This is a genomic window from Streptomyces sp. NPDC127119 (assembly GCF_042677425.1).
Lineage (GTDB): Bacteria > Actinomycetota > Actinomycetes > Streptomycetales > Streptomycetaceae > Streptomyces.
Map to the genome: position 1 here is coordinate 157,444 of NZ_JBHXTO010000004.1, position 21,785 is coordinate 179,228.

Genomic DNA, 21,785 nt, shown 5'->3' on the forward strand with positions numbered 1-21,785 from the left:
CATCACTCCCGAAGCCCTAGCCGCTCACTACCGACTGGAGCCCATCCCCAAGGAGGGCGGCCTCTTCCGCCGTACCTGGGCGGGCCCCGAACGCCCCGACGGACGGCCCGAGGGCTCCGCGATAGTGGCCCTCCTGACCGCGCGGCCCGGCGACTTCTCCGCCCTGCACCGCCTTCCGGCCGACGAGACCTGGCACTTCTATCTGGGGGACCCGCTGGAAATGCTGCTCCTCGCCCCCGACGGCACGTCCCGTACGGTCCTGCTCGGCCCGGACGTCCTCGGCGGCCAGCACATCCAGTTCACCGTGCCCGCACGCACCTGGATGGGCGCGCGGGTCGCCGCGGACGGCGCCTGGTCGTTCTTCGGCTGCACGATGGCACCCGGCTTCACCTTCGAGGGGTACGAGCACGGGGACGGCACCGAACTCGCCGTCCGCTACCCGGCGGAGGCGGCGCGGATCACCGCGCTGAGCCGCCCGTGACGGGCGCGAGCGGTGACAGTGGCGTGAGTGGTGACAGTGGTGACAGTGGTGCGAGCGGCGGGCTGCTCGAAGGCCAGGTGGCGCTGATCACCGGCGCCTCGGGCGGCCTCGGGCGGGGGATCGCGCTCCGGTTCGCGGCGGCGGGCGCGGCCGTGGCCGTCCACTTCCGTACGAACGCGCAGGCGGCGGACGAAGTCGTCGCCCGCATCGCGGACTCGGGCGGTCGCGCGGTGGCCCTGAACGCCGATCTGACCGTGGAGTCCGAGTGCCACCGGGTGGTGCGCGAGGCCGCGGACTGGGGAGGCGGCGTACTGACGGCCCTGGTCAACAACGCGGGCGTCCAACCGGTCCAGGAACTTCCCGGCATGACGCTGGCGGACTGGCGCGCGGTGGCCGACGCCAACGTGTCGAGCGTCTTCGCGTGCACGCAGGCCGCCGCCGAACTGATGCGGGACGCAGGAGACGCAGGAGATGTGAGAGGTGCTGGAGACGTGAGAGGTGCAGGAGACGCGAGAGGCGCAGGGGGCGAACCCGGTGGGCGTGTGCGCAGCATCACCCACATCGCGTCCGTCGAGGCCACGCACCCCGCCCCGCACCACGCGCACTACTCCGCGTCGAAGGCCGCCGTCGTCATGCACGCGCGCTCGGCGGCCCTGGAGTACGGTCCCTACGGAATCCGCGTGAACACCGTCTCCCCGGGGCTGATCGACCGCGAAGGCCTCGCGCAGGCCTGGCCGGAGGGCGTACGGCGCTGGCGACAGGCGGTGCCCACCGGGAGGCTGGGGCGCCCGGAGGACGTGGGCGACGCCTGCGTGTTCCTCGCCTCGCCGCTGGCGTCCTGGATCACCGGGCACGACCTGGTCGTGGACGGGGGGATCTCGGCGCGGCCGACATGGTGAGCGGGTTGAACAGCGTGCCGCGTACATCCGTACCTCCACAGAGGCCGCGGACGTACGCGCGACGAGCACGAGAAGCAGGGAGAGCCGACGTGGTCCGAGTGAGCCGTACACACCGGGCCGCGGCCCTCGTCACCCTGCTGGGCACGCTGTTCCTGCTCCTGCTGGGCGGCGCGACCTCCGCGTCCGCCCACTCGGCCGTGCGGAACACCGACCCCCGTGAGGGGTCCGTCCTGAAGACCGCGCCGCGCGAGGTCACCATGACCTTCACCGAGTCGGTCGGCATCACCGACGACTCGCTGCGCGTCCTCAGCCCCGAGAACCGCCGGGTCAACGCCGGCGACACGGAACACGTCCGCGGCAGCTCCGACCAGGTCCGCGTGCGGCTCCGCGACAACCTGCCCGACGGTACGTTCACGGTCGCGTGGCGGGTGGTCTCGGCGGACAGCCACCCCATCTCCGGAGCCTTCACCTTCTCCATCGGCGAGCCCTCCGCGACGACCGCCGCCATCTCCGCCGAGCCGGCCGTGAACCCCGCCTCCGGCGCCCTCTACGACATCGCCCGCTATGCCGCGTACGCCGCCGTCGCCCTGCTCATCGGCGTGGCCGTCTTCGTCCTGGCCTGCCGCCCGCCGAGCACTCAGCCGCTCCGCGGGCTCGTGCGCGGCGGCTGGTGGACCCTCCTCGGCACCACGGTCGTCCTCGTCCTCCTGCGCGGCCCGTACGAACGCGGCACCGGCCCGTCGACCCTCCTGGACCCGGCCCTCATCGAGAACACCCTGACGAGCAGGCCCGGCTGGGCACTGCTCGCCCGGCTCGTGCTGCTGGCGGGCGTGGCGGTCTTCCTCGTACGGACGGAGGCGGCACTGCGGCGGTCCGGGTCGGGGTCTGGGTCTGGGGCGGGGTTCGGGTCCGCGGGACTCGCATCGGCGCCGGCGCCGGCCGTTCTGGTGGTCGGCGGGTTCCTGGCGCTGTCCCTCGCGGGCACATGGGCCGTCGCCGAGCACGCGTCCGCGGGCATCCAGGTGCCCCTGGCGATGACGTCCACCATGCTGCATCTGCTGGCGATGGCGGTCTGGCTCGGCGGTCTCGGCGCCCTGCTCACCGCGCTGCACCGTTCGGAGATTCCGCTCCCGGCCGCGTCCGTGCACCGCTTCTCGCGGCTGGCGTTCGCCTCGGTCACGGTCCTGGTGCTGACCGGCGTCTACCAGTCCTGGCGCGGACTCGGCTCCTTCGACGCGGTGTTCGGCACCTCGTACGGCCGGATCCTGGTCGCGAAGGTCTGCGCGGTGGTGGCGCTGCTGGCCGCGGCGGCCTTCTCGCGCCGCTGGACGGCCCGGCTGACGGAGGCGGCCCGACCGTCGTCGAAGACGCGGGTGCCGGAGATGGCCGTGTCTGGGCCCGTGTCTGTGTCTGTGTCCGGGGCCGCGTCCGGCCCGGCGTCCGATCCGACGGCGGGCTCGACATCGGGCCCGGTGGCCGACGACCCCTCGCCCTCATCGCAGACGTCTTCGTCTTCGTCGTCCTCATCCTCGTCGTCGACGTCCGGGGCGGAGGGCGGTGCAGGTCACCGCGCCCTGCGCCGCTCGGTTCTCGCCGAGGTCGTCGTGGGGGTGGCGGTGCTGGTGATCACGACGGTACTGACCGGCACCCAGCCCGGCCGTGCCGAACTGGAGACGGCCGCCGCGGCCGAGTCCACCGCGAACGCCGCCGGGAACGGCCCGACCGCGTCCACCACCCTGATCCCCTTCGACGTCGGCACCCCGGGCGGCCACGGCAAGGTCCAGATCGTCCTGGAGCCGGGCCGCGTCGGCGAGAACACGGTCGAGGCGGTCATCATCGGCCCCGACGGAGGTATCGCCACCGTCCCCGAGATCAAGCTCTCCTTCACCCTCAAGGCCCAGAAGATCGGCCCCATCGACGCCCGGCTCACCGACCAGGGCGGCTACTGGGGGACCCGCTCCCTCAACCTGCCCCTGGCCGGCACCTGGACGATGAAGGTCACCATCCGTACGTCGGACATCGACCAGGTGTCGGAGACCCGGCAGGTGAAGATCGCCCGCTGACCTGCGGAGACCGATGCGCCGACCTGCGGATACGGCTGCGCCGACCTGCGGATACGGCTGCCGGGCCGTCCGGGCCGTCCGGGCCGTCCGGGCCGTCCGGGCCGTCCGGGGTTGTCCGAGGTATACGGGTTATCCGATGTATCCAGGGCGTCGCTACCAGGCCGGCATGATCGCTTCGGGGTACCGGGACCCGGCGGCCCCCTTGGGCAGGATCTCCTGGACGCGGGCCAGGTCCTGCGGGGTGAGCGTCACGTCCGCGGCGGCCACGTTCTCGGCGAGGCGCTCCGGGCTGCGGGTGCCCGGGATCGGGACGACGTCGTCGCCCTGGGCCAGCAGCCAGGCGAGGGCCAGCTGCGTCACGGAGATCCCCTTGGCCGCCGCGAGGGCGGTCAGTTCGCCGATGGCGGTCAGGTTCCGCTCGTAGTTGCCGGGCTGCCAGCGGTCGTCCCAGCTGCGCATGTCGTCGGCGGGATACTCGTCGGCGGGCTTCACGGTGCCGGTCAGGAACCCCCGCCCGAGCGGCGAATACGGTACGAATCCGATGCCGAGCTCGCGCACGACCGGCAGCACGTCGGCCTCCACGGCCCGCTCGAACACGGAGTACTCGGTCTGCAGCACGGACACCGGGTGGACGGCGTGGGCGCGCCGGAGGATGTCGGGCCCGGCCTCGCTCAGCCCGAGGTAACGCACCTTGCCTTCGGCGATCAGTTCGCCGATCGTGCCCGCCACGTCCTCGATGGGTACGTCCGGGTCGACGCGGTGCTGGTACAGCACGTCGATGTGGTCGGTGCCGAGATGGCGGAGGCTGTTCTCGGTGACCTCGCGGATGTGCTCGGGACGGCTGTTGAGGGCGTATCCCTCGCTGTTCTGCGGCGCGTCCATGTCGAAGCCGAACTTGGTGGCGATCACGACGTCGTCGCGGATGCCGCGCAGGGCACGGCCGAGCAGCTGCTCGTTGCTCCCGGTGCCCATGCCGTACAGCTCGGCGGTGTCGAAGAGGGTGACGCCGAGTTCGTACGCCCGGCGGATGGTCGCGATGCCGCCGGGTTCGTCGCCGGCGCCGTACGCCATGGTCATGCCCATGGTGCCGAGACCGATCGCGCCGACGGTCAGCCCCTGCCCGCCGAGAGCGCGCACGGACAGCGCACCGCTCTTGTCCTGCGGGCCCTGGTTCTGCTGGTTCTGCTGTTCGTCGCCTTGCTGTGTCATGCCGTCAACGCTAGGAGCGCGCACGCTGCGAGGCATGGGGCGTCGGCCGCATAAGATTGCCTGATCCTCTCAGAGCCACCGGCTTCCGGACACACACAGACAAGGAGCGCACATGCTGGACGAACTCGCCGCGGCCATCACCCGGCACGGCAGTGACATGTGGGCCGACACCGCGGTGCCACGCCAGCGACTGGTGACACTCGACGAGGCGGAGGCGCCGCTCGACCTGCTCTACGAGCCGATGATCTGCTTCGTCGTCCAGGGCTCCAAGAACAGCGTGGCGGGCGAGCGGAGCTGGACGGCGGGCCGTGGTCAGGTGTTCCTCAACTCGCTGGTCCTGCCGGTCACGGCCACGTTCGAGGAGGTGCCGTACCGCTCTGCGGTCATGCGCCTGGACGGCGCCCGGCTCGCCGAACTCCTGCTGGAACTGGAACCGGACGGCACGGACCAGCCCGCTCTTTCCGGCCCGGGGCCGGCCGGCCCGGTCACGGCACCGATGACTCCCGAGATCACCGACGCGGTCACCCGCTGGGTACGGCTGCTCGACACCCCGGGGGACATCCGCGCCCTGGCGGGCCGTTTCGAGATGGAGATCCTCTACCGGCTGCTCGGCACCGCACTCGGCCCGACCCTGCGGCACTACACCCTGGTCGACTCGTCCGCGGCCAGGGTCCGTACGGCGGCCCGGTGGATCTGCGCACGGTTCGCCGAGCCGCTCGCCATCGAGGAGATCGCGGCGACGGCGCACATGAGCACCGCCAGCCTGCACCGCAACTTCAAGGCGGCGACGGGGATGAGCCCCCTGCGCTTCCAGAAGCACCTGCGCCTCCAGGAGGCCCGCCGGCTCCTCCTCGCCGGCGACACCACGGCGGCGCTGGTCGCGGAGAAGGTCGGTTACGTGTCCGCGACCCAGTTCAACCGCGAGTACCGGCGGACGTACGGCCTCCCGCCGGGCCAGGACACGGCCCGCCTGCGCGACCGACTGGCGGACGCGGGCGCCCGGACGGCATGAGCGGTTCCCGCTCCCTCCTACCTCCCTCTCCTCACGGGGAATCCCAGTGGGCGAGGAGGTGCAGGGCGGCGGAGGTCCGCGCGAAACCCTGGTCGCCGAGAAGGGCACGCAGCTCACCGTTGAAACGGTCAATCTCCGGCTGGGCGGCGCGCAGGGCGGCGCGGCCCTCGTCGGTGAGCTCCAGGGTTACGGCCCGGTGCTCGCGCGGATGGGCCCGCCGGACGACGAACCCGGCCGCGGTGAGCCGCGCGACGAGCGCGGTGACGGCGGACTCGCGCAGCCCCAGAGTGCGGGCGAGCTCCCGCTGGGTCCCGCCCGACTGGTCCCGCACGGCGAACAACGCACCGAGCTGAGCGGTGGTGACCCCGGCGGCGGCCACACAGCGCCGGTCCGCGACGGTACGCAGCCGATGAGCGGCCCGCTGCAGAAGAAAGAACAACCGCTGATCGGCCTCGGGTTCGCATGCACCTTCGGGTTCGGACATGGCCCGATGTTGACAGACGGGACGGCCGTACGGGACTCTCACTTCACTAGTGAAGTGAGAGTCGGCGAAACGAGGCAGGTGCAGGTGTGAAGGACTCTTTGGACCTGGCCGCAGCCCAGGAGGCCCTGGCGGCGCAGCCTTTCAGCACCCTGCTGGGCGCCCGCCTGGTGGCCTTCGGCAAGGGCGAGGCGGTGCTGGAACTGGACATCCGCGACGACCTGCGCCAGCAGAACGGCTTCGTGCACGGCGGCGTACTCGGCTACGCGGCCGACAACGCGCTGACCTTCGCCGCGGGCAGCGCCGCCGGAGCGCACGTACTCACCTCGGGCTTCACGATCGACTACCTGCGCCCGGCCGACGGCACCCTCCTACGGGCCCACGCCCACGTCGTACGAGCCGGCCGCACCCGAGTCGTCTCCCGCTGCGACCTGTCGACGGTGGACGCGGAGGGAACACAGACGCTGTGCGCGGTGGCACAGGGAACGATCGCGACACGGCCTGCCTGAACCCGCCGAACACCCGGGCTCACTGCGAAAACAAGAACAACGAGGCCCGAGAACAACGAAGAAGGGCCCCACCGCGAACGGTGGGGCCCTTCGACATCGTGCCCGGTGAGGCACTGGCGGAGGATACGAGATTCGAACTCGTGAGGGGTTGCCCCCAACACGCTTTCCAACTGTGGTGGCGGTCTTGAGCGGCTCGGACGGGGCCGTTCACCTGCGTTCATGGGAGGTTGGTCATCTGGGCGGTTACCGCTTCCGGTCCTGTCTGAACGTCCGTGAACGGCGCTGAATGAGACGGGAACTGAGACGGTGACGAACGGCTGGCCCTAACACCCTTGCGGGATACTCGTGCTCCAGAGTGGGCTGGGTCACACTGGGTTCCTGTTTGAGTAAGGGGGGATCATGAGTAACCCGTATGTCAACGCGCCCATCCGAGCCCGCATGTACGCGAACACATGGCACAAGGTGATCTGGATTGCCGTGGTTGTGCTGTCGGCCGGTCTTTTGGCGCCGCCGTTGTTCTTCATTGCGGCCAAGAAGCGTGTCGTCAGCATGATCGTGCCAGCCATCTACGCAGCGGTCATTTACGGCTCGGCCATCCTGGGGTCGGTGCTCGGCAACCCGAAGAACTGGGTGGGTGGCGTCCTGGTCATCTCGGTGATCGTTGCTGCTGTACACGCAGCCATCCTTGACGCGGATTGGAAGGCCGGACGGTGACGGCCATGGTGCTGGCGTCCCATTAGGAGGGACCACCGCCGAAGGGAGGCGTCCGCTGCGAGACCGGACCGCCTCCCTCCCGTGGTGCCCTTCTGATCCGTAGTTCTACAGAGATCGGTCACCTGGGGTCATAGAAGCCCTCGTGAGGTCCCTGAGAGGGCCTGGCGCCCATGGGCGGTTGCTGTGGTTGCGGTACTTCGCTGCTGTACCGCCGCACCGGACGGCAAGCGACACCCATTGCTTGACGCCCACTCTTGGGCGGCAACCTGCCGGGCTGGAGGCTGTGACCTGGGAGTCCGGCAGTGGCGACTGTAGCTCTACGGTCACTGCCGGTCACCGATGAGGGACCTCCGGGGGGGGGCGGACGGCCCAGGGATGGCCCAAGAATCGAGCGACTCATGGTCAGCCTGCAGCAGGTGCGATGTCTCGTAGATCAGGCAAGCAGCTTGGGAGCGACCCGCATTGACCAAGGAGTTCAGCCACTACGGGGGGCACAGTAGAAGAAGTCCGATGCTTAGTTGAAGATCCACGCAGGTGCAACAAGGTAGAGCGTCACGCAACCCCACAGTTGAAGAAGTGCCGCGGCCAGTTGAAGGCCCACGGCCCCAAGTAGGACGGCCACACAGAGGGGTGGTCACAGTTGAAGAAGTATCAAAATTAGTTGAAGTTATCCCTCCGGGAATGAGAGACGCCACCCCCACGACCTTAGAGTTGACGAAGTAGCGCGACTAGTTGAAGATCTATACCCCCGCTCAACTAGAGTCCGGGTGGGATCAGTAGAAGAAGTCCTGCATACAGTTGAAGAAGTTACCTCGTCACACATAAGATCCACCCACCGAAGCCCGACTAGCGAGGGGTACGACATGGCCACGCCAGGTGATCCAGTACTGGCAGTCAAACTAGCTGCCCTCAAGAAGATCTTCCGCCCAGCTTCCCCTATCGATGACCGTGAACTCTTTCGGGGTCGCACGCGGGAGCTGGTAAAGGTGATCGGGGCGGTACAAGAGTTGGGTCAGCATGCTGTCGTTTACGGAGAGAGGGGCATCGGTAAGACATCCCTGGCTTATATGGCCCGAGACTCTTTCCGCCTAGCATCCGTGGGCCCCAGCCTTGCAGTCAGAATTCCTTGCAGCGCAGATGACGATTTCGCAAGCGTATGGCGAAAGCTTCCCCCGCGGCTAGTTTCCGAGCTAGACCTCTTGGAGCCTGAATACGCCGAGGAGCTTAGCCCGACGGTTGAGCGAGCGAAGTCCGTACTCGACATCGAGGAAATTACGCCTGATGTAATTTCCCGAGCCTTGCACCTTATTTCCAGTCGAGTCCCTTTGCTGGTCGTCTTGGACGAGTTCGATCGAATTGGCGATCTCGGCTCTCCCACTCTTTTCGCTGATCTCATCAAAACGCTGTCGGATGACCTGATTCCTTGCACGCTACTAATTGTCGGCGTAGCAGATGACGTTGACGGTCTGATCACAGGTCACCGTAGCGTTGAGCGGGCACTGCGTCAGATCGCTATGCCCAGAATGTCGCAGGATGAACTGCGGGAAATTATCGTCGGCGGCTTCGCCGCACTTTACGAACGCGCTGGCGTTAAGATCACCCTAGACCCCCAAGTCCAGTCGACCATCGTCCAGCTCGCGCAAGGTTTCCCCAACTATGCGCACTTGTTGGCAGGATCGGTGGGCGAGATTGCCTTGGTTAGAGGCATCGAAAATGCCGACATAGATGTCCTGGCGCTGGCACTGAAACACGCCCTGGAAGAAGCCCAACAAAGCATTCGCTCCTCGTACACTGAGGCAGTTTCATCAGCTCGCACCGACGCGCAGTTCTCTGCAACTATCCTCGCTTGCGCGATGGCAAAAGTGGATGAGCTTGGATTCTTCGCTCCTGCGGATGTCAGAGACCCTCTGAGCGAGATTGCGGGAAAGACCCGCGAAACACAACACTTCCTGCACCATTTGAAGAAATTTTCAGACGAGCCGTCCTGGATTCTTGAAGTTCGAGGGGATGGGCGGAAAACGCGTTACAGGTTCAGAAATCCGCTAATGCGTCCCTTCGTTTACATGAAGGGCCTAAAGGATGGATTTCTCGCCGTCGAGTCCGGCTCCCTTAAGCCGAAATCCAAGTAGCCAGAGCGAAAAGGATTGGCAAAGCCTCAATGGGCGTGGTGTACGCGCGAGCAACTGCGGTCACCAGCTGAGGCCGGTCCGGGCTGGTCGCTAGGCTTACAGAGGAGGGGCTACAAGAGGCCCGCATTGCTGCTGGGCTGCCTGCATCATGGTTTCCGGTGAGCAACTTCGCTTCGGGGGAGAATGGTGGAGCAGTACGGCATAGCTGCTATTGCAGTGGCAGGCACTCTCATGGGCGCATTGGTCGGCTACCTTTTGCAGAGACGCCAAGCGCGAGAACAACGCGCTTGGCAAGAGGCTGACCTGCGGAGACACGAGACTCTGACGATGGTCGATTCGTCGGCTGCCACTTTCAACGAGCGTGAAGCACTCCTGTGGCAGGAACGACGCTCCCTCTATATCCGCTTCCTCGTGATCATCGATGACTGGGCCGCTGTACTGAAGGATGCGCGTGACCATGGCGGGGTCAGGTCGAACCCGGAGCATCCGATTCGCACAACCGAGGAAGCGCGCCGAGCCTCACCGTTGGCTTCCGCTCACTTGGATGCTTCAGCTGCGTTTGCCAAGGGAAACGCTGAGATGACAGTGCTCGCGGGTTCCCCTGTGTTGTCAGTTCTGGATGACCTCCGTAGCGCTCTTTACGCCGCCGCCTCCGCTGCTTTTGAGGGAGAGGATCAACTCCAAGCAGCCTATGAGCAGCGTGGACGCTTGGTACAAGCTATGCGCTACGAACTCACGACGTCCTTCGTGGGAGATCGGCATGCAAGCCAACGGCAGTAGGCGCACGTCGGTTGCCATCTCAACCCACCACTCTCCCCTGCTCCCATCCCGTCCGCCGTCGACCCACACACCGTGGAGCAGGCGTGGTTCAGGGGCGTCAAGGTGGAGCGCGCCACTGTACGAACGACCTTGACGCCCCTGGGCCGCGTCTGCTCGGCTCTGCCTGGGTCGGCGGTGGACGGGATGGGAGCTCCCCCACGCACGCCCCACTCGGCCGGTACCCGCAAGCGGCGCCCCATCCATCCCGGAGTCGGAGCGCCCCCGCCGGAGGCACTGCTTTGACCGAGACCGCGCTGTGCAGCGCTCGCCACTCATCAGACGGGCTATTCACCCGTGGGCGCGCGTCGGCGCAGCGCCCGCAGCGCGGGCCGAAGGCAGGAGCGCGGAGGGCAGTGGAGCCGGAAAGCGCGCCCGGCGGAGCGGAGCGCAGCCGGACTTGAACCAGTAGAGAAAGTTGTAACTCAGTCGGGCTGCTGGGGCTTGAAGTCGTATGCGCAGGCGGGAAGTTCGATGCCTTGTCGGTGTGCGAGTGGCAGGAAGAGGACGGGGCGGATGGTCCAGGTGATGCGGGTGCGGGCGTGCGTCACTGAGACTGTGCACGGCTGCATGTGTAAGAGGGCTCGTCGGGTCTCTACGCGTCCTTCGTACAGCCACCCCCAAGCCTCGTCGGAAGCGTCGGCGTCGAGTGCCGGTGAGATCGTGCGAAGTGCCACCGCTACCCACCTGTCTGCCTGCGGTGCCGAGTGCGCGTCGAAGGATGCTCGGAGCTCCGGCGTTCCTTCCTCCGTGAGGTCTTCCGTCCAGCACTCGCACCAGTAGCCCCACTGCGGTTCGTTCTTCAGCATGGGTGGCCTCCTTGGTGGACCCCTGTGAAGAGTTCCGCGGTGACCGTGTGGCCGCCGTCGCTGTCGTGGACCACGACCCGGTGGGCGATCGCGCTGACCATGCTCAGTCCCCGGCCGTGTTCCGCCTCCTGGTCCTGGTGCTCAACCTTCGGGGCCCGGCCGGTGCCTCCGTCGTCCGTGACCGACAGGGCGACCATCTGCGGGGAGATGGCCAGTGCCAGATGGAAGCTGCCCGAGTGCCGGCCGCTGGCGGTGTGCAGGATCGCGTTCGCGCTCAGTTCGCTCACGATCAGTTCGGCGTCGTCGGCCAGGGGTGAGCCACGCAGGATGTCTCTCGTCCAGCGGCGGGCCCTGCTGACCTCTTCCGGGAAACCTGGGCAAGTGAGTCCCCAGACCCGCGCGGTGCTCGTATACTCGTGCATACAAGTTCCTTTATGCTGGTAGGCCGCCATGTGCAGCGGGTTCGGGCTAGACGAGTTTCACGCCGTCGTGTGCGCGGACGGCCGGTGGAGACAACGCGTCCAGAGCGTCCAGGACACGGATCGCGTATGCCTCGTCGGCAAGGTCGGTGACTTCTTCGCGACTGGCCCACCGCAGTGCGCGGGTCTCGTCCCCGGTGGTGGGCGTGCCGTCGGCGGCCTCGCAGCGGAAGACCAGGGAGACGATCAGGCCCGTCATGTTCTTGTAGACGCCGGTGAGGGTCGCGGGGAGTGCGATCTTGATGCCGGTTTCTTCGAGGACTTCCCGCTGAAGCGCTTCGGGGAGGGTTTCCTCTCGTTCGACGATGCCACCTGGGGGCTCCCAGTGGCCGTTGTCGCGGCGCTTGATCAAGAGGGCGCGGCCCTGGTCGTCGACGATGACTCCGGCAACGCTCACGGAGTGCGGACGGTCAGTGGTCACGTTCCTCGGCCCTCTCAGATGGCTAGGCTCTCAACCGTAGCAACAACACTCGCCCACTCGTCTAGATACCTAAAGGAGTACTCGTGACCTCTCTTCCGTCCCTGCTCGGTGGCCTGGATCCCACGAGCGATCGTGCGGTGTTCCGGCAGATTGCCGACCAGCTGCGCGAGGCCATCGACCGTGGGCGCTTCAAGGAAGGGGAGAAGCTGCCTTCGGAAGCTGAGCTTGTCGAGCACTACGGCGTATCCCGGATGACCGTTCGGAACTCCTTCTCGGTGCTCCAGGGTGAGGGCCTGGTGCATGCCGAGCACGGGAAGGGCGTGTTCGTTCGGCCGCGACCACCTGTGCGACGGCTCGCCTCTGACCGGTTCGCCCGGCGCCACCGCGAGCAGGGGAAGTCCGCGTTCATCGTGGAAGCGGACGCCGCCGGCAGTCACCCGAAGGTGGACAGCCTGGAGGTCAAGGAAGAGAAGGCCACGCAGGACATCTCCGCCCGGCTCGGGTCTGTACGGCGTGTGCTCGCTCGGCGGCGCCGGTATCTGCTCGACGGCCGCCCGGTCGAGTTCGCCACCTCCTACCTCCCCCTCGACATCGCCCGCGGCACGCAGATCGCCGAACCCAATCCCGGCCCCGGCGGCATCTACGCCCGGCTCGAAGAACTCGGCCACCACCTCGACCACTTCGAGGAAGAGATCCGGGCCCGGATGCCCTCGCCGTCCGAGGTCAAGACGCTGCATCTCGCGTCCGGTGTGCCGGTGATCCACCTGATCCGTACCGCGTACGACACCGAGAAGCGGCCCGTGGAGGTCTGCGACACCGTCATGGCAGCGGACGCATACGTGCTGTCGTACCAGCTTCCGGCGACGTAAGCGGCGGTGCGCGAGGCCATTTCTTCGGACTCGTACACACCGACACGCATACTCGTATAGACGAGTGGGCAAGTTGTGTGCCAGAGTGGCCGACGTTCCCGGATCCACCGGGTTCGCAGACTGCCACTCATCTAGACGAGTAGATAGGAAGAAACCTTGCGCACCATCCGTGTGGAGACCTCGGCCGCGACGATCCTGCTGACCGAGGCACCCGAACCCAAGGTTCGCGACCGACAGACCGGCGAGATCGCCAAGGACGTCAACAGCGGCGAGGCACTGATGACGATCGGCGTCGTCTACATCGAGGAGGGGGAGTCGGCACTGATCAAGGTCACCATCCCGGAGAGCGGAGTTTCCGAGGGGCTGGCGCTCGGTGCTCCGATCTCGCTGCCCGGCCTGGTGGCCCGGCCGTGGGAGAGCGTGTTCAACGGGCAGCAGCGTCACGGCATCGCCTACCGCGCCGCCGCCGTCACTCCGGCCGCCTTCCCCGCTGCCATGGGGGCCTCGGCCTGATGACCGATCTGGCAACGCTTCTGGAGGTGGGTGGTCCCGTCGCCGCACTCGGCGGTGGGGCCGCCTACGCCCGGGCCCAACACCCCGGCGTCTACTGGTCCACGGTCGGCCTGCCGCTTTCCACGGCCCGCCTGCTCAGCTCGTACAGCTCGGTCATGGAAGCCTGCGGCCTGACCGTCGCCCCCTCTCGGCTGCGGGTCCTGGCGGTCAAGGCCACCACCCGGCGCGAGGTCCGGCCCGTTCCGCCGCGTCGCGGCATCATCCGGCCCACCTCGACCGGGCTGCGGCTCCGTCTGCGGCTCGCCCCGGGACAGGAACCCGCCGACGTCGCCGCCTCGGCCGAACGACTCCGGCACGCCTGGGGCGTCCACGCCGTGTACGTCACGACGGTCAAACCTGGTGTCGTCGAACTACGGCTCGTCGGCTTCGACGTGCTGCGCAAGGTCCGCATGCCGCGCAAGTCCCCGGCCGGGACGCTGAAGATACCGGTGGCTCTGCGCGAGGACGCCACGCCCTTCGTACGCGACTACCGGACCGTTCCCCACCAACTGACCCTCGGCGCCACGCTGTCGGGCAAGTCCATGTACCTGCGCCACCTCGTCGCCGGACTCGCCCGACAGCCCGTCGCCCTGGTCGGCATCGACTGCAAGCGCGGTGTGGAGCTGGCGCCCTTCGCCGCCCGGCTCTCGGCCCTGGCCACCGATCCCGCGCAGGCTGCCCAACTGCTGCCCGTGCTCATCAATGAGATGGAGGACCGTTACGACCTGATCAAGGCTCGGCAGGGCATTGCGTCGGGCACGCCGGATGAGGAGATCACCTCTGACATCTGGGGCTTGCCCGAGCACGAACGGCCCGTACCCGTCGTGCTGTTCGTGGACGAGGTCGCGGAACTCTTCCTCGTCGCCACGCGGAAGGACGAGGACCGACGGGACGAGATGGTCACCCAGCTCATCCGCCTCGCCCAGCTCGGCCGTGCCGCCGGGATCTATCTGGAGGTCTGCGGGCAGCGCTTCGGCGCCGAGCTGGGAAAGGGCGCGACCATGCTGCGGGCCCAGCTCTCCAGCCGGGTCTGTCACCGCGTCAACGACGAAGCCTCCGCCAAGATGGCGCTTGGCGACATCGCCCCCGAAGCGGTCTCCGCCGCCTGTGCCATCGCCCCGGAACTGCCCGGCCTCGCCGTGGCCGGTGACACATCCGGCGGCTGGTCCCGCATCCGCACTCCGTATCTCTCCCTCGGCGACGCCGCCGAGATCTGCCACGAGTCGGCCCACCTGGTCCCCGACCTGCCCGCGCTCAAGCCCTTACGGCCCGCTGTGCCGGTGCGGACGGTCAAGGCACCTGCACCGAGTCGTGCAGCCGTGCGCCGTTTCCGGCTGAGCCGCTAGCCGCACCCCGCTCCACCCCGGTCGGCGTGACCGCCTCGCGCCACGTCCCTACCCCTCCCATGCCTCGAACAGGAAGGAGCCCCAGCATGCGCGCCCTACTGGCCCGCGTCGACGCGGTACTCGTCCAAGCGGTCATCGCCGCCGCGCTGTCCTTCGCCCACCTGCACGACATCGCCCTTGCGGCCGGTCAGGACGGGTGGAAGGCGTGGGCGTATCCCGTCTCGGTCGACCTGCTGCTCGTCGCCGCTTGGCGCCAATTGCGGACCGGCGAGGCAAAAGCGTCCGGGTGGTGCTGGTTCGTCATCGCCCTGGCCGCCTCCCTCGGAGCGAACATCGCCACCGCCGGACTGCTCGACCTCGACCAAGTGCCGGCCTGGCTGCGCATCCTCGTCGCGGGCTGGCCCGCGGTCGCCTTCCTCGGCGGAACGCTCCTCGCACACTCGGTGCCGAAAACGGTAGGGGGCGCGGGGGAGACCGCTGAGGACGACGTGGACCAGGAGGAGCACGCCGAAGCCGCCCCCGAACCGCCCGCGCTACCGGCCACAGATCCGGCGCCCGTGCCGACGGCCGCACTCACTCCACCTGCCCCTGCTCCTGCGGTATCTGTCCCGGCCGCCCTGGTCGAGCACGCCCGCAAGGTCGCTGCCGAGCATCGGACCCGTACCGGAGGGGCCATCGACACCCCGACGCTGCGCGCTCGCCTCGGCGTCCCCGCACCCATGGCCGAAGCCATCGCCGCCCAGATCTGACAAGTCTGACCAGCCCTGAAAGGAGATCCGCGTGACCGCCAATCGCCGCTTCCGCTCCGTCACCCGCATCGGCCCCGTCCAGGTCGGCACCTTCTACGACGGCCGGGGCCATGAGAAGGACACCGCCGCGTGCACCGCCCCGCGCTGCGGCTTCTCCGTCGACTACGACAGCCGGGCCGCCGCCGAACTCGCCGCCCGCACTCACCGCTGCCCCGTCCGCTGAAAGGACTCCGTACCCGTGACCGTCAGCCTGCCGCTCGTCGCCGTCCTCGGCTTCTTCGCCTGGGGAGCGGTCAAGTTCCTCGGCGTCCGCATCTGGATCGTCGTCCTGATCGCCCTCTTCGGCTTCTGGCTCTCCGACACCTTCATGGCTCCGGCCATCGAATCCGGCACGCGCTCCGGCGTGGATGTCATCAATGGCTCACATAACTAGACGAGTAGGCAAGGAGAACTTCGCCGTGTTCCTGCCCAAGTACCCCGACAGCCCGACACCGCCGCCCGCACACACGTACGCGCCGACCGGTCCGGCTCCCGTGCGCCGTCCGGCTCCGCAGATATCCGTCAGCGCCGGAGCGGTCGCGGCCGTTCTCGTCGGTGGCGTCGTGCTGACCGCGCTCCTGGCCGCCGTCGCCGTCACAGCCATCTCTGTGGCCGTCGCCGCCGTGGTCCTGCGCTCGATGCTCCGCGACCAGCGCCGCCGCTGACACCGGCCAACCAGACCAGCCAACGACACCAGACCCCCGGGGCGGACCGACACCGCCAAGCATCCGCCGCCCCGGGGGCCCTACCCCTCCTGACCGAAGCCAGAAGGAGAAGCCATCATCACCCGCCCCACCCCGCCCCCGCTGGCCGAACTCGGCGAGCTGGCCTCCCTCGGCACCATGCCCGCGCTCCTGCGTCAGCTCTCCGGCCTCGGCGGCTGCACCCAACCGATCCGCCTCGACGGCCACCGCGCCGAGTACGACGTCAACACCCGAACCGGCGAGATCGGCAACCTCCTCCACCGCCTCGACTCCACCAGCCTGCCCGCCGGTCACCTCCTGGTCCGCTGCAACAACCGCCGCACGACCCGCTGCGCCGCCTGCTCGGAGGTCTACCGGCGCGACACCTTCCACCTGATCACCTCCGGCCTGCGCGGCGGCAAAGGCGTCGCCGAACAGGTCGCCGCACACCCGCGCGTCTTCGCCACCTTCACCGCCCCGGGCTTCGGACCCGTCCACAACCGCCCCACCGGCCCGGCCGGTTCGGTCCGCCGCTGCCGGTGCGGCGTCCTCCACGACCAGGACGACGACGTACTCGGCACCCCGCTCGACCCTGACACCTACGACTACGAAGCGGCCGTGCTCTGGAACGCGCACGCCGGTCCGCTGTGGCGCCGCTTCTCGACCTACCTGCGGCGCGAGGCCGCCAAGAGGGCCGGACTCTCACAGCGGGAGTTCCGCGAACACGCCCGGGTGTCCTTCGCCAAGGTCGCCGAGTACCAAAAGCGCGGGGCCGTCCACTTCCACGCCGTCATCCGCATCGACGGTCCAGAGGGCGGCAACACCCCGCCTCCGGCCTGGGCAACCGCCGAACTGCTGGCCGACGCCCTACGGGCCGCCGCCACCGCCGCCCGCGTGGACGGTCCGGTCATCGACGGCCGCGCTCACGTCTTCACCTTTGGCCGCCAGCTCGACGTACGCATCATCCGCGGCGCCGACTTCAACGGCCGCGAGGAACTGACCGACCGGGCCGTCGCCGCGTACATCGCCAAGTACGCCACCAAGGGCGCCGAGACCGCCACGGGAGCTCTCGACCGCCCGCTGAAGTTCCTCGCCGAACTGGCCCAACTCGACATCAGCGACCACGCCCGACGCCTGGTGCGTACCGCCTGGACCCTCGGCGCGCGTAGGGACCTCGAAGAACTCCGGCTTCGAGCCTGGGCCCACATGCTCGGCTTCCGCGGCCACTTCTCCACCAAGTCACGCCGGTACTCCACCACCCTCGGCGCACTGCGCACGGCACGCGCCGAATGGCGCGCAGCGCAAGCCGCATTGGCCACTGGCGACCTGGCCACTTCCGAAAATTCGGAGGTGGTTGAGACGGCCCTCGTCCTCTCGCACTGGGTCTACGCCGGAACCGGCCTTACCAACACCGAAGCGTGGCTAGCCGAAACCCTCACACCCGCGCCCGGAACAGAAGGAGAACCCACCCGTGGCTGAGTCCAGCACCACCGAAACTGTCACCTTCCTGGAGACGGCCGATCCCTCCTTGGTGTTGCTGACCGTCGAAGAAGCGGCTCGGCGGCTCCGTATCGGCCGTACGACGTGCTTCCGGCTCGTCCTGACCGGAGAGATCGAGTCGGTGACGGTCGGCCGTCTGCGCCGGGTACCGACCGACGCCCTGCCCGTCTACGTGGCCAAGCTGCGCCACCGTTCGAGCGAAGCGGCCTGAGGAGGCGGACATGGGAGAGCAGAAGCGCACTCGTCAGCCCAACGGGGCCTCGTCCATCTACCTCGGCAAGGATGGCAAATGGCACGGCCGGGTGACGGTCGGCGTCCGCGATGACGGCAAGCCTGACCGCCGTCACGTCGAGCGGAAGACAAAAGCCGAAGTGACCAAGGCTGTCCGCGAGATGGAGCGGGCGCGCGATGACAAGAAACTCAGGAAGCCGGGACAGACCTGGACGGTCCGAGCCTGGCTTGAGCACTGGGTCGAGAACATCGCCAAGCCGTACGTCTCGGAGAACACGTACGACGGATACGAGGTAGACGTACGCGTTCACCTCGTCCCCGGCTTGGGTGCTCACAAGCTCGACCGCCTGGAGCCGGAGCACCTCGAACGCTTCTACCGGAAGATGCAGACCGCCGGGAGCTCCGCCGGCACTGCGCACCATGTTCATCGGACGATCCGGGTCGCCCTCGGTGAAGCCGTACGGCGGGGGCACGTCGTCACCAACGCGGCCGAGATCGCCAAGGCGCCTCGCCTCGAAGAGGAGGACATCGAGCCCTACACGATCGAGGAGGTACAGAGCCTCCTCGTCGAAGCGGCCAAGCTCCGCAACAGTGCCCGTTGGGTCGTCGCCTTGGCGCTCGGCCTTCGGCAGGGCGAAGCGCTTGGGCTTCATTGGGAAGATGTCGACCTCACCGCCGGGTACGTCCGTATCCGTAAGAACCGTCTGCGCCCCAAGTACGCGCACGGCTGCGGTGCTGCCGATCCGTGTGGTCGTAAGGCGGGGTACTGCCCCAAGCGGGAGCAGACCCGCCGTGAGCACAAGTCCACGAAGTCGCGAGCCGGACGGCGCACCATCGGCCTGCCCGATCCGCTGATCAAGATTCTTCGGCAGCATCAGGAGGCCCAGGAACGGGAGCGGGCCGCGGCCGGCGCCGACTGGGAGGGCAAGGGGTACGTCTTCGCCTCGCCTGTTGGCGGGCTGCTGAGTCCGAACACGGACTTCCACGTCTGGAAGCGGCTTCTCCGGGACGCGGGCGTACGGGACGGCCGTCTTCATGACGCTCGCCACACCGCGGCGACCGTTCTCCTGATCCTCGGCGTCCCGGACGTCGTGATCGACTCGATCATGGGATGGGAGCCCGGGGGAGCGGCCCGGATGCGCGCCCGGTACATGCATGTGACGGGGACCATGCTCCGCAAGGTCGCTCAGCAAGTCGGAGACGCGCTCTGGGTGCTGCCCGGAGTTTCCGAGGGTTCCGAAGCCGACGGAAAGTCCGACTGAGACGGAAACTGAGACGGACGACGCGAAGGGCCCCACCGCAAGCGGTGGGGCCCTTCAACGTTAGTGCCCGGTGAGGCACTGGCGGAGGATACGAGATTCGAACTCGTGAGGGGTTGCCCCCAACACGCTTTCCAACTGTCCGCGTGGCCGTCCAGGGGCGTCCGTGGGGGTACGCGGGGCAGGTCGGGCGGGGTACGCGTACGACGGTGAACGAGGGCGGTCGTCGGTGTACTGGACAAAGACCAGAACAACGGTCAGGCCCAGGGGGGAGGGCTCAGCACAGAGGCGAGCCGGGCGGATGCCCCCTCTAGCCCGCGAGGGCCTCAGAAGCACCTACGACGCTCGCGAGCTGGTCACCGTCGTTCTGGCCGAACCCCTCTGAACTGTCGCACACGATGACGAACGAGACGGATGCCCCAATTCCGGAGGGCGATGAGCCCTAGGTTCCCCGTCTGCAGACTAAGGTTCGACGCCTCTCGCTCGTGGTTCTTACCCGGTGGGCCCGAGTGTTTAGAGCAAAACCCTCATGGCCTTGGCTGAGTGATGGTTCAATAATTACTGACTTTGGGGACGAATCGAACTTGTGGGCGAGGGGTGGCGTGACAGGCTGGGTAAAGCGGCAAATACCTAAAATGCTTAGCGCTTGTGGATTAAACAAAACATTTCTGGTCAGTGCTTTTTCCTGGCTCTGCTTCAATCTTGTGATCTCCTCGGCGCCGATCCTGCTGACACTCTTTACTTTGCCGCGCGGTGGTGACTGGGATTCGATTGGGGAGCGCGGTGACTTCTTCATCGTTACTGCTGCGCTCTTGGCTGCCGAAATGCCAACCGCACTTAAGGCTGGAAAGGGTAGAAAAGGAAACGTAGCAGAATTCTTTTTCGCTCTCTACTTTCTTCAGGTCTTTCTCTGTGTCGCTGCTTTTGCTGTGACTACAGCAAATTTCACATCCGCTCACACGGTCAACGTCACTGCTAGTCCTAAGGAATCGATTCCTTTTGTCGGATTCGACTCTAGTACCACCATGGCGGTCTCGTTGATGCTTTATGGTGCAGGAGTGGTCACGATCATGATCGGGATGGCTTGGCGATGCAAGGGGAAGGCGGGTGATGTTGATGAATGAATTGATTTTGGTCAGTATTTTCGCGTTCCTATTTAGTGGAGTGAGCTTCACTATTCCGTGGATTCTCAAGCGTAGGGCGCGAAGTGAGGCGGAACGCTCGCGTGACCCAGAGCTTCGAAATAGGGTCTATTTTCAACTTCAAATTGTAGTGGCAATAATGACGGCAGTCCTTACCGTGCTGTCAGCGTTGTTCGCTTCGATCGTAACTAAAAGATGAGTCTTTAATATCGTGCGATTGAAGCATAGGGGGTAGGTCATTGCGCTTTGAGTTGTTTGTGCCGACCGGCGAAAACCGCAAGGTATTGCGCGATTTCCATGTAGCCCTGCGAGGTCTAGGTCTGCCCCATACTTCGGCAAGGGTTTGTATCGCTCTGAGGCGATGGTCATGGGCGAAGAACTATAAAATCCCCATTCGATTCTTCCACGTGGCAATTATCGTGGCAGCGATTGGACTGTATGCGCAAATTTGGGTTTGGTATATTACTGCGATAAAGAGCATAATTGACCCAAAGGTGAACTCGGGTGAGATTGGTTTAAGCCGTTTCGGTGAATCACTCTCCAAGGTTCCCGCGTTCGCCTTCGCCTTAATTGTTTTCCTGTTCCTGTGTTACATCTATGCCCTCTATCTGATATCTGCCATGATGGTCGTGTTCCCCTACGCGTTTGTCTCGCGTGTAATGTCACTGGGTACCGCTAGTAGGCGCAGTAAGGCTGCTGTTGCTCGTCAGACCGTGCTCGTGGGGAGGGTTGCGGTGGTCGTGATATCGGCGAATAGAATGCGTCGTGAGGGTTTCAGGAAACGTCCTCAGAATGTTAACCGCCTGGTTGGGGATGTTGGATCCTTGAAGCGCCAAATAGCGCATCAGCATCAAAGTGTATACGTGCCTATCATGTCGGCTAGGGCTCGTCGTTTGCGAAATCATCAACGTGTTGTCATTGCGGCGCTTGGCAAGGTTGAAGAGGATCTAGATCGCAACCCTATTGATGCTTCGCGTAAGCTGGCAGAGTTCTCAATAGAGATAGCCGAGCGTTACGCTAAAGGGCTGTACGGGGCGCTGCTCTCCAGTGAGGAGATCGAAGGTATTGACCCTGTCAGGGACTGGGAGCCTTTTCGCCTCATAGTGGCAGCGGTGGTAATTGCAGGGGCTGCTATAGCGGTTGCCTTTTTCGACATACCGGACCCGGCGATCACGGCCCTAATGGGTGCTGCGGGTCTCATTGCAATTACGTTGCTGTATGGTCGCGGTGCCCGAAGTGCACTCGATGTTGTTGACGTAGTTCGCGGATAGGGTATTTGCGCATGGCGGTGGCCCCCCACCCACCAGGTGGGGCCCCCCCAACCCCGGAAAAATGAGGGAAAGAAACCAGGCATAACACAACCAAAATAAATAAAGAGTTTAAAAAAATACTT

25 protein-coding genes are annotated in these 21,785 nt (G+C 66.4%); 20 read left to right on the forward strand and 5 right to left on the reverse strand.

Features of this window, described 5'->3' with window-relative positions; all coding sequences use genetic code 11:
- Position 1 precedes the first annotated feature (1 nt).
- The 3 genes from ACFVH5_RS03745 (at position 2) to ACFVH5_RS03755 (ending at position 3,443) form a co-directional block, all read left to right on the forward strand.
- The gene (locus tag ACFVH5_RS03745) at positions 2–481 is read left to right on the forward strand and encodes a cupin domain-containing protein (protein ID WP_384806667.1); all 480 of its coding nucleotides are present in this window, start codon (positions 2–4) and stop codon (positions 479–481) included.
- 23 nt (positions 482–504) lie between these two features.
- Positions 505–1,380 (forward strand): SDR family NAD(P)-dependent oxidoreductase, encoded by an 876-nt coding sequence (locus ACFVH5_RS03750; protein ID WP_385831794.1) that lies wholly within the window; start codon positions 505–507, stop codon positions 1,378–1,380.
- Positions 1,381–1,469: 89 nt separating this feature from the next.
- The gene (locus ACFVH5_RS03755; RefSeq protein WP_385831796.1) at positions 1,470–3,443 is read left to right on the forward strand and encodes a copper resistance CopC/CopD family protein; all 1,974 of its coding nucleotides are present in this window, start codon (positions 1,470–1,472) and stop codon (positions 3,441–3,443) included.
- A gap of 153 nt (positions 3,444–3,596) precedes the next feature.
- On the opposite strand, the gene ACFVH5_RS03760 is transcribed toward ACFVH5_RS03755, so the two are convergent.
- Positions 3,597–4,586: an aldo/keto reductase gene (locus ACFVH5_RS03760; protein WP_385831837.1), complete on the reverse strand. Its 990-nt coding sequence runs from the start codon at positions 4,584–4,586 to the stop codon at positions 3,597–3,599.
- A gap of 178 nt (positions 4,587–4,764) precedes the next feature.
- Between ACFVH5_RS03760 and ACFVH5_RS03765 the strand changes: the two genes are divergently transcribed.
- Positions 4,765–5,664, forward strand: coding sequence for an AraC family transcriptional regulator N-terminal domain-containing protein (locus ACFVH5_RS03765; protein WP_385831798.1), 900 nt, complete (start codon positions 4,765–4,767; stop codon positions 5,662–5,664).
- A 31-nt stretch (positions 5,665–5,695) separates the two neighbouring features.
- Here ACFVH5_RS03765 and ACFVH5_RS03770 read toward each other — a convergent pair whose 3' ends face one another.
- Positions 5,696–6,148 (reverse strand): MarR family winged helix-turn-helix transcriptional regulator, encoded by a 453-nt coding sequence (locus ACFVH5_RS03770; RefSeq protein ID WP_385831799.1) that lies wholly within the window; start codon positions 6,146–6,148, stop codon positions 5,696–5,698.
- An 86-nt stretch (positions 6,149–6,234) separates the two neighbouring features.
- Here ACFVH5_RS03770 and ACFVH5_RS03775 point away from each other — a divergent pair, with 86 nt between their 5' ends.
- The 4 genes from ACFVH5_RS03775 to ACFVH5_RS03790 all read left to right on the forward strand — a co-directional run bounded on the left by ACFVH5_RS03775 (position 6,235) and on the right by ACFVH5_RS03790 (position 10,277).
- Positions 6,235–6,654 carry a PaaI family thioesterase gene (locus ACFVH5_RS03775; RefSeq protein ID WP_385831801.1) on the forward strand — a complete coding sequence of 140 codons (420 nt, stop codon included), beginning with the start codon at positions 6,235–6,237 and terminating at the stop codon, positions 6,652–6,654.
- A 399-nt stretch (positions 6,655–7,053) separates the two neighbouring features.
- The gene (locus ACFVH5_RS03780) at positions 7,054–7,368 is read left to right on the forward strand and encodes a hypothetical protein (protein ID WP_385831802.1); all 315 of its coding nucleotides are present in this window, start codon (positions 7,054–7,056) and stop codon (positions 7,366–7,368) included.
- A gap of 863 nt (positions 7,369–8,231) precedes the next feature.
- A complete protein-coding gene (locus ACFVH5_RS03785) occupies positions 8,232–9,497 on the forward strand; it encodes an ATP-binding protein (RefSeq protein ID WP_385831804.1) in 1,266 nt (421 codons plus the stop codon).
- Positions 9,498–9,824: 327 nt separating this feature from the next.
- Complete coding sequence (locus tag ACFVH5_RS03790) at positions 9,825–10,277, forward strand: hypothetical protein (RefSeq protein ID WP_385831806.1); 453 nt, start codon at positions 9,825–9,827, stop codon at positions 10,275–10,277.
- Between the two features lie 461 nt (positions 10,278–10,738).
- Here ACFVH5_RS03790 and ACFVH5_RS03795 read toward each other — a convergent pair whose 3' ends face one another.
- Genes ACFVH5_RS03795 through ACFVH5_RS03805 form a run of 3 tightly spaced genes read right to left on the reverse strand, consistent with a single transcriptional unit; the run spans position 10,739 to position 11,998 of the window.
- Positions 10,739–11,122, reverse strand: coding sequence for a hypothetical protein (locus tag ACFVH5_RS03795; RefSeq protein WP_385831808.1), 384 nt, complete (start codon positions 11,120–11,122; stop codon positions 10,739–10,741).
- Positions 11,116–11,544 (reverse strand): ATP-binding protein, encoded by a 429-nt coding sequence (locus ACFVH5_RS03800; protein ID WP_385831810.1) that lies wholly within the window; start codon positions 11,542–11,544, stop codon positions 11,116–11,118. Before ACFVH5_RS03800 ends, ACFVH5_RS03795 begins: the two co-directional genes overlap by 7 nt.
- Positions 11,545–11,590: 46 nt before the next feature.
- Positions 11,591–11,998, reverse strand: a complete 408-nt coding sequence (locus ACFVH5_RS03805; RefSeq protein WP_385831838.1) for an NUDIX hydrolase — start codon at positions 11,996–11,998, stop codon at positions 11,591–11,593.
- A 107-nt stretch (positions 11,999–12,105) separates the two neighbouring features.
- Here ACFVH5_RS03805 and ACFVH5_RS03810 point away from each other — a divergent pair, with 107 nt between their 5' ends.
- From ACFVH5_RS03810 to ACFVH5_RS03865, 12 genes are all read left to right on the forward strand, one after another.
- Positions 12,106–12,891, forward strand: a complete 786-nt coding sequence (locus tag ACFVH5_RS03810) for a GntR family transcriptional regulator (RefSeq protein ID WP_275317495.1) — start codon at positions 12,106–12,108, stop codon at positions 12,889–12,891.
- Positions 12,892–13,047: 156 nt separating this feature from the next.
- Positions 13,048–13,404 (forward strand): hypothetical protein, encoded by a 357-nt coding sequence (locus ACFVH5_RS03815; protein WP_385831812.1) that lies wholly within the window; start codon positions 13,048–13,050, stop codon positions 13,402–13,404.
- Complete coding sequence (locus tag ACFVH5_RS03820; protein ID WP_385831814.1) at positions 13,404–14,789, forward strand: FtsK/SpoIIIE domain-containing protein; 1,386 nt, start codon at positions 13,404–13,406, stop codon at positions 14,787–14,789. The genes ACFVH5_RS03815 and ACFVH5_RS03820 overlap by 1 nt, the downstream gene beginning before the upstream one ends.
- Positions 14,790–14,875: 86 nt before the next feature.
- The gene (locus ACFVH5_RS03825; protein ID WP_385831816.1) at positions 14,876–15,538 is read left to right on the forward strand and encodes a DUF2637 domain-containing protein; all 663 of its coding nucleotides are present in this window, start codon (positions 14,876–14,878) and stop codon (positions 15,536–15,538) included.
- 31 nt (positions 15,539–15,569) lie between these two features.
- On the forward strand, positions 15,570–15,761 hold the full coding sequence (locus ACFVH5_RS03830) for a mobile element transfer protein (RefSeq protein ID WP_385831817.1): 192 nt from the start codon (positions 15,570–15,572) through the stop codon (positions 15,759–15,761).
- Positions 15,762–15,776: 15 nt separating this feature from the next.
- The gene (locus tag ACFVH5_RS03835) at positions 15,777–15,971 is read left to right on the forward strand and encodes a hypothetical protein (RefSeq protein WP_385831818.1); all 195 of its coding nucleotides are present in this window, start codon (positions 15,777–15,779) and stop codon (positions 15,969–15,971) included.
- A 25-nt stretch (positions 15,972–15,996) separates the two neighbouring features.
- On the forward strand, positions 15,997–16,242 hold the full coding sequence (locus ACFVH5_RS03840) for a SpdD protein (protein WP_385831820.1): 246 nt from the start codon (positions 15,997–15,999) through the stop codon (positions 16,240–16,242).
- A gap of 177 nt (positions 16,243–16,419) precedes the next feature.
- Entirely contained in the window at positions 16,420–17,739 is a 1,320-nt protein-coding gene (locus ACFVH5_RS03845; protein ID WP_385831822.1) for a replication initiator, read from the forward strand.
- The gene (locus ACFVH5_RS03850; RefSeq protein WP_385831823.1) at positions 17,732–17,971 is read left to right on the forward strand and encodes an excisionase family DNA-binding protein; all 240 of its coding nucleotides are present in this window, start codon (positions 17,732–17,734) and stop codon (positions 17,969–17,971) included. Before ACFVH5_RS03845 ends, ACFVH5_RS03850 begins: the two co-directional genes overlap by 8 nt.
- Before the next feature lie 10 nt (positions 17,972–17,981).
- Positions 17,982–19,253 (forward strand): tyrosine-type recombinase/integrase, encoded by a 1,272-nt coding sequence (locus ACFVH5_RS03855; RefSeq protein ID WP_385831825.1) that lies wholly within the window; start codon positions 17,982–17,984, stop codon positions 19,251–19,253.
- 599 nt (positions 19,254–19,852) lie between these two features.
- Positions 19,853–20,374, forward strand: a complete 522-nt coding sequence (locus ACFVH5_RS03860; protein ID WP_385831827.1) for a hypothetical protein — start codon at positions 19,853–19,855, stop codon at positions 20,372–20,374.
- A 425-nt stretch (positions 20,375–20,799) separates the two neighbouring features.
- Positions 20,800–21,663, forward strand: coding sequence for a hypothetical protein (locus tag ACFVH5_RS03865; protein WP_385831829.1), 864 nt, complete (start codon positions 20,800–20,802; stop codon positions 21,661–21,663).
- The last annotated feature ends 122 nt before the right edge of the window (positions 21,664–21,785 follow it).